At 45.9% G+C, this 12,992-nt stretch carries 14 protein-coding genes; 13 read left to right on the forward strand and 1 reads right to left on the reverse strand.

Translation table 11 applies throughout. From position 1 onward, the window contains the following. From D9A03_RS17175 to D9A03_RS17205, 7 genes are all read left to right on the forward strand, one after another. Positions 1–681: an RNA-binding protein gene (locus D9A03_RS17175; protein WP_120498421.1), complete on the forward strand. Its 681-nt coding sequence runs from the start codon at positions 1–3 to the stop codon at positions 679–681. After that, the gene (infB, locus tag D9A03_RS17180) at positions 678–3,350 is read left to right on the forward strand and encodes a translation initiation factor IF-2 (protein ID WP_120498422.1); all 2,673 of its coding nucleotides are present in this window, start codon (positions 678–680) and stop codon (positions 3,348–3,350) included. The genes D9A03_RS17175 and infB overlap by 4 nt, the downstream gene beginning before the upstream one ends. 28 nt (positions 3,351–3,378) lie before the next feature. Beyond that, positions 3,379–3,828 carry a 30S ribosome-binding factor RbfA gene (rbfA, locus tag D9A03_RS17185; RefSeq protein ID WP_120498423.1) on the forward strand — a complete coding sequence of 150 codons (450 nt, stop codon included), beginning with the start codon at positions 3,379–3,381 and terminating at the stop codon, positions 3,826–3,828. Next, on the forward strand, positions 3,828–4,757 hold the full coding sequence (gene truB / locus D9A03_RS17190; protein WP_120498424.1) for a tRNA pseudouridine(55) synthase TruB: 930 nt from the start codon (positions 3,828–3,830) through the stop codon (positions 4,755–4,757). The genes rbfA and truB overlap by 1 nt, the downstream gene beginning before the upstream one ends. 35 nt (positions 4,758–4,792) lie before the next feature. Then, the gene (rpsO, locus tag D9A03_RS17195) at positions 4,793–5,062 is read left to right on the forward strand and encodes a 30S ribosomal protein S15 (RefSeq protein WP_120498425.1); all 270 of its coding nucleotides are present in this window, start codon (positions 4,793–4,795) and stop codon (positions 5,060–5,062) included. Between the two features lie 277 nt (positions 5,063–5,339). Beyond that, on the forward strand, positions 5,340–7,457 hold the full coding sequence (gene pnp / locus D9A03_RS17200; protein ID WP_120498426.1) for a polyribonucleotide nucleotidyltransferase: 2,118 nt from the start codon (positions 5,340–5,342) through the stop codon (positions 7,455–7,457). Positions 7,458–7,623: 166 nt separating this feature from the next. Further along, entirely contained in the window at positions 7,624–8,376 is a 753-nt protein-coding gene (locus D9A03_RS17205; RefSeq protein WP_120498427.1) for a glycerophosphodiester phosphodiesterase family protein, read from the forward strand. A gap of 87 nt (positions 8,377–8,463) precedes the next feature. Here the strand turns inward: D9A03_RS17205 and D9A03_RS17210 are convergent, their stop codons facing one another. Then, positions 8,464–9,339 carry a LysR family transcriptional regulator gene (locus D9A03_RS17210; protein WP_120498428.1) on the reverse strand — a complete coding sequence of 292 codons (876 nt, stop codon included), beginning with the start codon at positions 9,337–9,339 and terminating at the stop codon, positions 8,464–8,466. A gap of 138 nt (positions 9,340–9,477) precedes the next feature. Here D9A03_RS17210 and gstA point away from each other — a divergent pair, with 138 nt between their 5' ends. The 6 genes from gstA (at position 9,478) to D9A03_RS17240 (ending at position 12,985) form a co-directional block, all read left to right on the forward strand. Then, a complete protein-coding gene (gene gstA, locus D9A03_RS17215; RefSeq protein ID WP_120498429.1) occupies positions 9,478–10,089 on the forward strand; it encodes a glutathione transferase GstA in 612 nt (203 codons plus the stop codon). Beyond that, on the forward strand, positions 10,089–10,475 hold the full coding sequence (locus D9A03_RS17220; protein ID WP_120498430.1) for a nuclear transport factor 2 family protein: 387 nt from the start codon (positions 10,089–10,091) through the stop codon (positions 10,473–10,475). Before gstA ends, D9A03_RS17220 begins: the two co-directional genes overlap by 1 nt. Positions 10,476–10,491: 16 nt before the next feature. Then, positions 10,492–10,713, forward strand: coding sequence for a 4-oxalocrotonate tautomerase family protein (locus tag D9A03_RS17225; protein WP_120498431.1), 222 nt, complete (start codon positions 10,492–10,494; stop codon positions 10,711–10,713). 226 nt (positions 10,714–10,939) lie between these two features. Beyond that, the gene (locus D9A03_RS17230; protein WP_120498432.1) at positions 10,940–11,557 is read left to right on the forward strand and encodes a pyridoxamine 5'-phosphate oxidase family protein; all 618 of its coding nucleotides are present in this window, start codon (positions 10,940–10,942) and stop codon (positions 11,555–11,557) included. 71 nt (positions 11,558–11,628) lie between these two features. Continuing rightward, positions 11,629–11,967: a GFA family protein gene (locus D9A03_RS17235; RefSeq protein WP_254055080.1), complete on the forward strand. Its 339-nt coding sequence runs from the start codon at positions 11,629–11,631 to the stop codon at positions 11,965–11,967. A 403-nt stretch (positions 11,968–12,370) separates the two neighbouring features. Further along, positions 12,371–12,985, forward strand: a complete 615-nt coding sequence (locus tag D9A03_RS17240; RefSeq protein WP_120498434.1) for a septation protein A — start codon at positions 12,371–12,373, stop codon at positions 12,983–12,985. Positions 12,986–12,992: the final 7 nt, after the last annotated feature.

Here is a 12,992-nt window from a genome sequence, read left to right on the forward strand (position 1 = left end):
TTGGTTAAGTCTGTACTGACGAAAAAAACTGAGGGGAAAAAGAAAGTCAGAAAGAAGCGAAAAAGCGAACCTGAAAGACGCTGTATTGCTTCTGGTAATCTTTTTCCTCAGTCGGCCCTGTTGAAATTTGTGGTTGGGCCAGACGGAAATGTGGTTCCGGATTTATTCGGAAAACTACCGGGACGCGGAATCTGGTTGTCTCCAAGCCGTGATATGGTAGAGAAGGCGTGTCATAAACAATTATTCGCTCGTTCAGCTAAAGCGAAGGTCACAGTGCCCGATAATTTGATTGAGCAACTTGATACGCAGCTAACGAAACGTTGCCTTGATGCCCTAGGTCTGGCAAAACGTGCAGGACATTTGGTAGCAGGGTTTGAAAAAACGAAAGCTTGGCTTTCTTCAGGGAACGTCAAGATACTTGTACAAGCCGCAGACGCGGCAGAAGATGGACGCGGTAAAATTCGTGCATTGGCTAGGGCTGTTGATCCTGATTTGCCAATAGATGAAACCTTTACCGGTCATGAGCTAGGGCAAGCGCTAGGCCGGGATAACTGGGTACATATAGCGCTTAGACCAAGTGGAATCGCTGATAGTTTCGCCGCTGATGTGGCGCGGTTGTTAGCTGTAAGAGGAATTGCGGGACACCCCGCCAAAAAAGTAAGTGGACGTCTGAAAGAATGACCTCGAGCAAGGACACCAGTAAGAGCAAAAAGCCGCTGACATTGAGTCGGCCGAATACGCTTGAGTTGAAAAAAACTGTAGAAACCGGCCAGGTTAAGCAGAGCTTTAGCCATGGGCGATCTAAATCCGTTACTGTGGAAGTCAAGCGTAGTCGTACATTCGAACGTGGCGAGAGCGGGCGTATGGCAGAGGTGACGACCCCGGAACCGAATCTGACCGAAGGGCAGAAGCCTGAAAAAAAAGCATCTGCTGCACCAAAGAAAGCATCAAAACCTGCGTCATCGCACGATGATCTGACTAATGCAGAAAAAGCAAAACGTATGCAGGTCCTTGCGGCTGCGCGTGAAGCTGAAGAGAGCAAGAAGCAGGCGGCAGAAGAAGAGAGAAAACGCCAGAAAGCAGAAGCCAAACGTAAAGCTGCAATTCAGGCGGAGGAAGAGGCTCGTCTTGCTGCGGAAGAAGCAGAACGCGTAAAAGCAGAAGAATTTTCTGCCCGGGCCGAAAACACCAAAAACTCTATGGAAAAAGCCGAAGAAGAAGCTAAAGTGGCGGCGCGTGCGACAACCGAAGCCCGTAAAAAACGCGAGGCAGCTGAACGTGCACCGGATAATCGCCAATCCAAGCCCAAGCCAAAACCAAAGAAAAAGCCCAATGTAGCGCCAGCATCCGTTGGCGAAGCTATTGCAAATGAGCTGGGTGGTCGTGTCAAGCAAGGTAACAAGCCAAGTTTTGTTCCAAAACAAGCAACTGATAAAAATCAGGCAACGACAGAACGCCGTAATAAAGGCAAATTGACCATTGCAAGCGCAATGGATGAAGATGGTCGTCAGCGGTCACTTGCTTCTGTAAAACGTCGTCGTCAGAAGAAGCTACAGCAAGAACGCGGTGCGCGTCCTCTGCCGACCAAGGTTTTGCGTGAAGTTATCTTGCCAGAAACCATTACAGTTCAGGAACTTGCCAACCGTATGGCCGAGCGTGCAACTGAAGTTATCAAACAGCTTATGAAGCTTGGTGTTATGGCGACAATCAATCAGACGATTGATGCTGATACTGCCGAGTTGGTTGTTCAGGAACTTGGACACACAATCAAACGTGTTACAGCGGCGGATGTTGAAGAAGGTATTCTCGGTAATCAGGATGAAGCCGATGAAGAGCAACAATCCCGCCCTCCTGTTGTTACGATCATGGGTCACGTGGATCATGGTAAAACCTCTTTGCTGGATGCCATTCGTTCTGCAGATGTCGTTCGCGGTGAAGCTGGTGGTATTACGCAGCATATCGGTGCATATCAGGTGAATCTGGCCTCTGGTAACAAGATCACTTTCCTGGACACGCCGGGTCATGCTGCCTTTACTGAAATGCGTCTGCGGGGTGCAACTGTAACGGATATCGTTGTGCTGGTTGTGGCTGGTGATGATGGCATCATGGAACAAACAGTTGAAGCGATTAATCATGCGAAAGCATCCGATGCACCGATCATTGTTGCGATCAACAAAATGGATAAGCCCGAAGCAAATGCGGACCGTGTGAAGCAAGAGCTGCTTCAGCATGAACTTATTGTTGAAGACATGGGGGGTGAAATTCAGACAGTTGAAGTTTCAGCTAAAACAAAGATGGGTATCGACAAGCTGGAAGAAGCAATCATGCTACAGGCAGAATTGCTTGAATTGAAAGCAAATGCAAATCGTGCTGCTATCGGTGCTGTGATTGAAGCCAAGCTTGATAAAGGCCGTGGTTCTGTCGCAACTGTACTGGTTCAAAAGGGAACGTTGAATGTTGGCGATATCTTTGTAACAGGTAGCGAATGGGGACGTGTTCGTGCCATGACGAATGAACGCGGACAAAAGCTCAAATCAGCTGGTCCGTCACTTCCTGTCGAGGTGTTGGGTCTGAACGGTACGCCGAGTGCCGGTGATGACTTTATCGTTGTTGATAATGATGCCAAAGCCCGCGAAATTGCGGAGTATCGTGAACAGAAGAAAAAAGATCTTGCTGCTGCAGCGGCTGGCCGCGGTTCACTGGAACAGATGCTTGCCAAGTTGAAAGAAGGTAAAGCAGAAGAGCTTCCGGTTATCGTTAAGGCTGATGTTCATGGTTCCATGGAAGCTATCGCGACAAGTTTGCAGAAAATGAACACTGACGAAGTTAAGGTGAACATTCTGCATACTGGTGTTGGTGCTATCAACGAATCCGATATTACCTTGGCTCAGTCTACTGGTGCTTTCGTTATTGCTTTTAACGTTCGCGCGAACCCGCAGGCACGTGAAATGTCGCGCCGTGAAAACGTGGACATTCGTTATTATTCCATCATTTATAATGTTGTGGATGATGTAAAAGCAGCGATGAGCGGCCTTCTTGAGCCTGAACAGCGCGAGAAATTCACTGGTTATGCCCAGATTAGGGAAGTCTTCAACATTACCAAAGTTGGGAAGATTGCGGGTTGTATGATCACGGAGGGTTCAGTTCAACGCGGATCTAAAGTTCGCTTGCTGCGCGATAACGTGGTTATCCATGATGGTTCTCTGAAAACTTTGCGTCGCTTCAAAGATGAGGTGAAGGAAGTTAAAGAGGGTTACGAATGTGGTATGGCCTTTGAAAACTATTCTGACATTCAAGTGGGTGACCAGATTGAATGTTACATCATCGAAGAAATCGCACGAGAGCTCTAAGAGTTCTCGTCAGCGATGAAGGGATGATATGAGTTCCAATACGAAAAACCGTAGCGGTACACCCCGTAGCCAAAGACAGTTGCGCGTGGGCGAAGAAATTCGCCACGCAATGTCAGAGATTCTAAGCCGGACCAGTTTTAACGATCCTCACCTTGAAGGCGTTATCATTACGATCTCAGAGGTACGCATTAGCCCTGATTTGAAGAATGCGACCGCTTTTGTTGTACCCTTGGGTGGAGCCGATCTAGAAGCGGTAACAAAATCTTTGAACAAAGCGAATGGTTTTTTCCGCCGTGAATTAAGCCATATGTTACGATTGAGAAGCTGTCCTCGGATTGGTTTTGAGCCTGATACTTCATTTGATGAAGCTGCTAAAATTAACACGCTGTTGCAGAGTGAAAGTGTTCAACAGGATCTGCATCACGATGACGACTCCTATGTGGAGTCGCACGACGAGGATGACGAAGCGGACAGCTAATGGCCCGTAAGAAAAAAGGCCTGCCAATCCATGGTTGGTTGATACTTGATAAGCCTCTTGGAATTTCTTCTACACAGCTTGTCGGTAAGGCAAGGCGAGCTCTTAATGCTCAAAAAGTTGGGCATGGTGGCACACTTGACCCCTTGGCCAGTGGCTTGCTTCCTCTGGCATTTGGTGAGGCAACAAAAACAGTCTCCTATGCAATGAATGGTCGCAAAACCTATCGTTTTGCTGTTAAGTGGGGGGAAGCGACTTCTACGGAAGATCGAGAGGGCGAAGTTATCGAAACCAGCCCTGTGCGCCCTGTAAAAGAAGATATACTTCAAGCTCTTACAAATTTTGTTGGCAATGTAGAACAAGTGCCACCGCGTTATTCCGCAATTAAAGTTGATGGAAAAAGGGCCTACGATCTTGCCCGCGATGGTGACGAAGAATTCGAGCTTAAATCCCGTATTGTACATGTTGATCGGTTCGATTTAATCGACATGCGGAGTGAAGATGAAGCCGAGTTTGAGGTCGATTGTGGCAAGGGAACTTATATTCGTTCTCTGGGGCGTGACCTTGCCAAGGCACTGGGGACCTGTGCTCATGTTATCGAGCTACGACGTACACGCGTAGGACCCTTTACTCTGGAACATGCGATTTCACTGGAAACTCTTGAAGAGATCGGGCATAGTCCCGCTGCCGATGAGCTTTTGCTCCCGGTAGAGACCGCGCTGGACGACATCTCGGCGTTGGCCTTATCAGAAACTGAAGCAACCCGCCTTCGTCAGGGTCAGGCATTATCGATGATAAGCCGCCATGATCTTGACCGGATTGGGGATCTTGTGAACGGGGATGTTTTTCTGGCAACAGAAAAGGGAACACCCGTTGCACTGGTCCGATTTGAAAAAGGCGAGGTGAGATCAGTACGTGTTTTAAATCTCTAGGGTTTTCCTAGATAGCTTTTAAAGAAGGAAAAGCGATGTCGATTACGGCTGAGCGCAAGCAGGAACTCATCAAAGAGTTCGCAACTGTTGAAGGTGATACTGGTTCTCCAGAAGTACAGGTAGCTATTCTATCTGAGCGTATCAACAACCTGACTGAACATCTTAAGGATCATAAAAAGGATTTCCACTCCCGTCGTGGTCTTCTAGGTCTTGTTGGTCAGCGTCGTCGTCTGCTGGATTATACCAAAAAGAAAAATCAGGGTCGTTATGAAGCTCTGGTTAAACGTCTCGGCCTTCGCCGCTAAGGCAAAGGAAGTTTCATGTAACACCCGGTCCACAGTGAATATCATTCCTGTTGGCCGGGTGTACGTCTATTCAAGGACTAACCAAGGATTGGAATAAGAGAGATTTTCTCGCTATCCCATGAACTGGGCCATGAACTTGATAGCTATTTGATATTGTTTCGGGGGTCGGGGCAATGTCAGGTCTGCGCCGGTCCTGCGTAAGCTGTTCAACTGAATGGACAGCTTTCGTAGGCCCGGCAAAATAAAAGAAACCGGCCCGTCATAATAAGGAAAACTGATGTTTAACATCTACACTAAAGAAATTGAATGGGGTGGTCGTACCCTTAAGCTGGAAACAGGCCAGATTGCACGTCAGGCCGACGGTGCTGTTTTGGCAACTTACGGTGACACTGTTGTTCTGTGTACAGCAGTTGGTGCACGTAGCGTAAAGCCTGGTCAGGATTTTTTCCCGTTGACAGTAAACTATCAGGAAAAAACCTATGCTGCGGGTAAGATACCTGGTGGCTTCTTCAAACGTGAAGCACGTCCATCTGAAAAAGAAACCCTGGTTTCCCGCCTGATTGACCGTCCGCTTCGCCCACTTTTTGCGGACGGATACCTGAATGAAACCCAGGTCATCTGTACTGTTATCAGTCACGATCTAGAAAATGATCCAGATATCATTGCTATGGTTGGTGCTTCTGCAGCGCTGACAATCTCTGGCCTTCCATTTCTTGGTCCAATTGGTGGCTGTCGTGTTGGTTACGAGAACGGTGAATACGTTCTGAACCCATTGATGCAAGATTATGAGAACATGGATCTTGATCTTGTTCTGGCCGGTACACACGAAGGTGTGTTGATGGTTGAATCAGAAGCAAAAGAACTATCCGAAGAAGTTATGCTCGGTGCTGTTGCTTATGGCCATGAACAGATGATGCCTGTCATCAACGCAATTATCGAGCTGGCTGAAGAGTGTGCGAAAGATCCTCGTGAGCTTGCACCTGTTGATCCTGCTGTTGCTGTTGTGAAAGAAAAGCTGATTGCTGGTGGTATTCTTGATAAGTTCTCGGAAGCTTACGGTGAGCAGGAAAAATTACAGCGTCAGGCAAATATTGCTGCAGTTAAAGAAGCTGCCTTGGAAGGCCTGGAAGAAGATGAAGCTGCGATTGCCGGCGGTTTATTCAAGAAGCTTGAAGCAGAAGTCGTTCGTGGCAGCATCCTGAAAACAAGCATGCGTATTGATGGTCGTAATACCAAACAGATTCGCCCGATTATTGCCGAAGTTGGCAAGCTGCCGCTTACACATGGTTCTTCACTCTTTACTCGCGGTGAAACACAGGCACTTGTGACTTCTACCTTGGGGACGGGGCAAGATGAGCAGATCATTGATCAGCTTGAAGGCAGCTATCGTGAGCATTTTATGCTGCACTATAACTTCCCGCCATATTCTGTTGGTGAAGCAGGCTTCCTGCGTGGTCCTGGGCGTCGTGAAATTGGTCATGGTAAGCTTGCATGGCGCGCGATTCACCCATTGCTGCCTGCTAAAGAAGATTTCCCATACACAATGCGTGTGGTTTCTGAAATTACAGAATCCAACGGTTCTTCTTCTATGGCGACAGTTTGTGGTTCTTCCCTTGCGTTGATGGACGCAGGTGTTCCACTGAAATCACCAGTTGCCGGTATCGCAATGGGTTTGATTAAAGAAGGTGATGATTTCGCTGTTCTTTCTGACATCCTTGGTGATGAAGATCACCTTGGGGATATGGACTTTAAAGTTGCTGGTACCGAAAATGGTGTGACTGCCCTGCAGATGGACATCAAAATCACGTCCATCACACAGGAAATCATGAAGGTTGCTCTGGAACAGGCTCATGAAGGTCGTCTTCATATTCTGGGCGAAATGGCGAAAGCCATTACTTCTGGACGTGAAGGTGTTTCAGAAAATGCACCTCGGATCACAACATTCAGCATTCCAAAAGATAAAATCCGCGAAGTTATTGGTACTGGCGGTAAAGTTATCCGCGAAATCACTGAAGAAACGGGTGCGAAGATTGATATCGAAGATGATGGTACAATCAAGGTTGCTGCTGTTGATAAAGAAGCAGGCGATGCTGCTGTTGACTGGATCAAGTCAATTGTTGCTGAGCCAGAAGTTGGCGTTGTTTACGACGGTAAAGTTGTTCGTTGTGTTGACTTCGGTGCTTTCGTGAACTTCATGGGTGCCCGTGACGGACTTGTTCATATTTCTGAACTGGAAAACCGTCGTGTGGGCAAAGTGACTGATGTTGTAAATGAAGGTGACATGGTCAAGGTCAAATGTATCGGTATCGAGCGCGGTGGTAAGGTTAAACTTTCCATGAAACGTGTAGATCAGGAAACCGGTGAAGATCTTGAAGGTCAGGGAGACGAAGAATAAGTCTTCTGGCCGGTTCAGAGGCCAGTTATAAACTGGACCTACTGTACTATGTAAACTGGTAATTGACCTGTCATGAAAAGCGGGTATTAAAAAAACGGACGATCTTGTAAAAAGGTTGTCCGTTTTTTATGTCAATTCAGTATGATTAAGTAATGGGAGATGGAGTATGGCAAATGCCACTCCGCTGGTTAAACTGCCTAAAGTACAAGCCCACAGAGGGGCTAAAGGTGTTCGACCTGAAAACACAATGGCAAGTCTGCGTGAAGCTTTTAATCAAGGGGTAGGCTGGACTGAATCTGATGTGAAGCTGTCAAAAGATGGTATCCCCATTATCTATCATGATCAGGATTTAAAGCGGACGTCAGGTATTGACGAACTCGTCAAAGATCACAGCTTTGCCGAGCTCAGAGAATTTGAGGCAGGCGCCTGGTTTGATGAGCAATATCGGGGAGAGAAAATACCTTCGCTGGAAGAATTTTTGCTGTTCCATATTGAACACGATTTACACCCTAACATCGAGCTGAAGCCTTCTGATGGTGAAGAAGAGGAAACTTCTCGCAAGGTGGTTGAGCTTTTGAACAAAATCTGGCCGAAGCATCTGGATAAGCCGCTGTTCAGTTCATTTAAGCTGAAATCACTGGAAGTTGTAAGAAATCTTGTACCAGACCATCCCAGAGGCCTGTTGCTCTATGATGACATGACGGGTTGGCAGGAAAATGCAAAGCGTTTGGAGTGTTCGGCAATACACTTGTGGCATAAGATGTATACGCCTGAGCTGGCCAAGGAAATCAAACAGGCGGGTTATGCAACAGCGGCCTATACTGTTAATGAAGTTGATCGCGGTGTTGAATTGATTGCTATGGGCGTGGAAAGCATCATTACCGATTTCCCGGGTGATATGATTGCAGCGCTAAAGTAATTGTTTTTATCCGACCTAGAGACAATAAGATCGTTTCTGCAGGGTTAGGCAAGTTCTATTACATAGCTTTCCTCAGTTTCCGGGACTTTACGCAGCAGTTAAGCGTTCCCAGATGAATTGAGCGACGATGCCAGTGTTTCGATTGCGTGCGCGCATTTGAAAGAGGTGGGATTGCCGCGGAGGATACCCTTCAACATTGAGAGGGACGAGCTTCCCTGAATCGATTTCATCTTTGACTAAATGTTCAGGAAGACCACCCCATCCCATTTTTTCCAGAATAATATCTTTTTTTGCAGCAAAGTCTGAAACAGTCCAGCGCAGGCCCCCTGGTAACAGGTCGCGGCTTTGGGGTTGTTTACCACTCCCACTATCAGCGACGACAACCTGTATGTAGCTTTGCATTTCACTTATTGAATTCATCTCCGTGTTTTGTGCTGGCTCATAGTCTGGATGGGCAACGGGGATAATTTTTACAGATGCGAAGGAAACTGCTTCTACTTGATCCATCGGGGCACCATCAGTTGTAGCAACTATAATATCAGCATCGCCCTGAAGCAGTCGCTCGATAGGCCCGCTCATGCTTTCTCGTGACAAATGAATATGTGTTGCCGGATAAGCCTCGGTTGCTTCACGGATAACGTTTAATAAAGGCTTTAAAGGGTATGTTGCTGTGACAGCTAAGAATACTTCAGCTTCTTGCTTCGCTGTAAGGTTCTTCGCAACACTTCCCAATTGTTGCATTTGTTGAAGTACACGGGTTGCATGACGATAGAATACTTTGCCTTGAGCTGTCAGTTTAGGGCGATATTCTTCTCGTGATAAAAGAACAATACCAATTTCTTCTTCCAATTTTTTGAGCATATGACTGATGGCTGATTGGGATTTATTCAGTCGTTCCGCGGCGGCTCGAAATGTTCCCGTTGTGACAATTGCCTGTAAAACAACCAGTTGCTCATGCGTCATGTTTTCAGAAAATTCCTGAATTTACAAATAATGATCATAACAATAGATCATTATATTGAATAAACAATATTATATTTTGATTGTTTTCTTTCTTATCTTTCTTTCAGTTAATTCACATTGATTGATAAAGGAAAGATCATGAAACTATTCTATAAGCCCGGCGCCTGCCCTCTTGCTTCGCACATTATTTTACACGAAGTCGGAGCAACGTTTGAGATTGAAGAAGTCGACACGGATGCAGGCTTAACCAAATCTGGCCAAGACTATAAAGCGATCAATAGCAAAGGTTATGTGCCTGCTCTGGAATTGGAAACAGGCGAAGTTCTGACAGAAGGTGCGTCCATTCTGCAATATATAGCTGGTCAATATCCAGAAAAGGGGCTTGTTCCCGAAGTAGGAACAGTTGCTACAGCTCGTTTGCAGGAATATTTGAACTATACCAGTGCAGAGCTTCACAAGGCTTTTGGCCCTTTGTTTTCGGCTTCTTCTACTGACGGGGAAAAGCAGGCGGCTATTGTGAATGTTGGAACAAAGTTCGATTACCTGAACGATCTCTTGAGTGATGGCAGGGATTATCTTCTTGGTGATCAATTCTCTGTAGCTGATGCTTATATGTTTGTTGTCAGTAACTGGTCAAACTTTGTTGGAGTTGAACTTGCGAAGTGGCCAAATGTTGCAGCTTTTGTTGAACGTGTTGCAAAACGACCATCGTCACAGGCTGCCATGCGTGCAGAGGGGTTGCTTGGCTGATGGTTAGAGAGGAAGACATTAGCAGCATTATTGGTGTGCTTGAGAACTATTTTGAGGGTCTTTACCAGGCAGATAGCACAATTTTGGCAAAGGCATTTCATCCTGATGCCCGTTACGTGAATGCCAAAGACGGGGATTACATGAACTACGCAATACCGGATTATTTTGCGAGAGTTGATCAACGCACTCCCCCGGCGGGCACAGGGCAAGTTCGAGAAGATGTTATCAATTCAATCGAATTTGGTGGTGATCGGATGGCTTTTGTGAAGGCAACCATGACCATGATGGGACGTGATTATCTGGATTTTCTGACTCTTGTTTATGACGACGGTCGTTGGCAGATCATGTCAAAAGTTTTCTCTTACATTCCCAAAGCATCAGCTTAAACCAGTGGAGATCCAAATGCCGTATGTAAATATCAAGGTTACGAAAGAAGGTGGACCAGAAGGAACAGGTCCAAGCTCAGAACAAAAAGCAGAATTGATCAAGGGAGTAACGGAGCTTCTGGAAAAAGTGCTTCACAAAAATCCTGCGACAACTTTTGTTGTTATTGATGAGGTTGCTCTTGATGACTGGGGAATTGGGGGACTTTCTGTTCCCGAATTTCGCAAACTGAAATCGTAAAACCTTAATTTGATCGCCTGTGGCAATATGTATTGGCATGTTGCCACAGGTTGGTTTTAGTGATTGATTTTTCTATGAAAGATGTTGATTGAAAGCTTATGTAAATAAGATAAGATCCTTTAAACCTGCAACAGGGACAGCAAAATTACTCTGAATATGAGGTTGTTTTTGCTGGAGTTTGGTTGTTCTTCTGCGTTCCGCAGTTTCAATAGGGTTTGGGATACTCATGTCACATATTATTGCCAGTATTGATGATTTAAAGAAAATCTACGGTGAACGGAGCCCGCGGGCAGACAAAAAAGTTTTGCCTCATTTGGATAAACACTGCCGAACCTTTATTGCAAATTGCCCTTTTTTGACGATGGCAACCAGTAGTCCCAAAACGGGGGCAGACTGTTCTCCCAAGGGTGATGCACCTGGTTTTGTAAAGGTCTTGAGCGACACTCAACTGGCTATACCTGATCGCCCGGGCAACAACCGTATTGATAGCTTGATTAACCTTGTTGAAAATCCCCAAGTTGGTCTTCTTTTCATGATACCGGGCGTCAAAGAAACGCTTCGGATCAATGGTGAAGTTCAAATTTCTGTTGAGCCGAAACTTTTAAAAGACCTGTCTGTGGATGGAAAAGAGCCTCGTTGTGCTTTTGTTGTGACGGTTCATGAAGCTTATATCCACTGTGCAAAATCAATTATGCGCTCGGAAATCTGGAATCCTGAAAAGCAGGTAGATCGCAAAAGTTTGCCATCCATGGGAAAAATTCTTGCGGATCATATCGCAGAGGGACTTGATGCTGATGCGTACGATGCATCTATGGAAGAGCGATATCGGAAAAGCCTGTATTAGGGGGCAATTGATATGGATAAAAAACGGGATCATGCCTTTGTGGTGATGTACAATTTGAGATTACTGGAACATTGCGTGATTCCATAGCATGTCACTGTACTCAATGTCGTAAAACCAGTGGTCACTTCGTATCAGCAACAGCAGTTTCCAAAGATGATTTTAACATTACTGTTGATAAAGCCCTGAAGTGGTACCAATCTTCCAAGCGTGCCCGACGGGGTTTTTGCGCCAATTGTGGGGCCAGTTTATTTTGGGATCAAGATGGTCGGGATAAAATGGGTATCATGAGTGGAACAATTGATGGGAATACGGAGATTCGGACATCCAGCCATATCTATGTCTCAACAAAGGGTGATTATTATGATTTGGATGACGATCTGCCGAAATATATAACTTACCGGGATGATTAATGAGTACTGGTTAAGAGAGGGAAGTTTGTGATTGGACCTCTTCCAGCTGGGGCCGGAGGGTTTAAAGCAAGTGTTGATACTAAGAAGCTTATATTAGTTTGGCTTTGGCAATCGCGGGCGCTTTATTTCTTATCCGGGACTTTTATTGGACGTAAGTCGCGGGAACGATGAGTATGAAAAGGATTATATACAGAGTGTTCTAGGCTCAGGATTTATGATTTGTGGTAGAAGGTACTGGCTGCAGTGCTTTTTTCTTGTGTTTGACCTGTCCTTTGTGGCTTGTTGGGCGACGAATTTTTGAATGTGATAAGATGACTGCTTCTGATAGAAGACATTTTATCACTGGTTTGATGTTCTGAGGTTGCCGTGGTGGTGACGTATCAGAATAAAAAGGGAGTTAGGAATGATGCGTCAAAAACCAAATTGGATGGGGCCTGCAATTGAATATGGTCCAATTCTGATCTTTATGGGGATCTATTATGGTTTTGATCGTATTGTCGCCGCCTTCCCGCATGAGCTTTTGCAGAACACAACTCAGCTGATTGCCGCGACTGTGGGGCTGATGATCACAACGGTGATCGGTATTGCTTTCTCGCTCTATTACGATGGCAAGATTCCAAAGCTTCCCCTTATTACGGCTGCTGTGGTGATGATTTTTGGTGGCCTGACGGTTTACCTGAATGACGAGACCTTTATCAAGATGAAGCCGACCATTATTCAGACTATCTTTGCCGTGGTTCTTTTCGGTGGCCTGTTTATTTTCAAACGTCCGTTGATCAAACCTTTGATGCAAAAAGCATGGAACATGACCGATGAGGGCTGGCGCATTCTGACCATCCGCTTCGGTTTTTACTTTCTCGGTATGGCAGTGTTGAACGAAATTGTCTGGCGCACACAATCCAATGATTTCTGGGTGAATTTCAAAGTTCTGGGGTCAATGGGTCTGATGGTACTCTTTATCTTTAGCCAATATCCGGTCATCCGTAGATATCATTTGCCTGAAGAAGACGAAGCGTAAACGTTCT

It is taken from the genome of Kiloniella sp. EL199 (assembly GCF_900313065.1).
Taxonomy (GTDB): Bacteria; Pseudomonadota; Alphaproteobacteria; order Kiloniellales; family Kiloniellaceae; genus Kiloniella.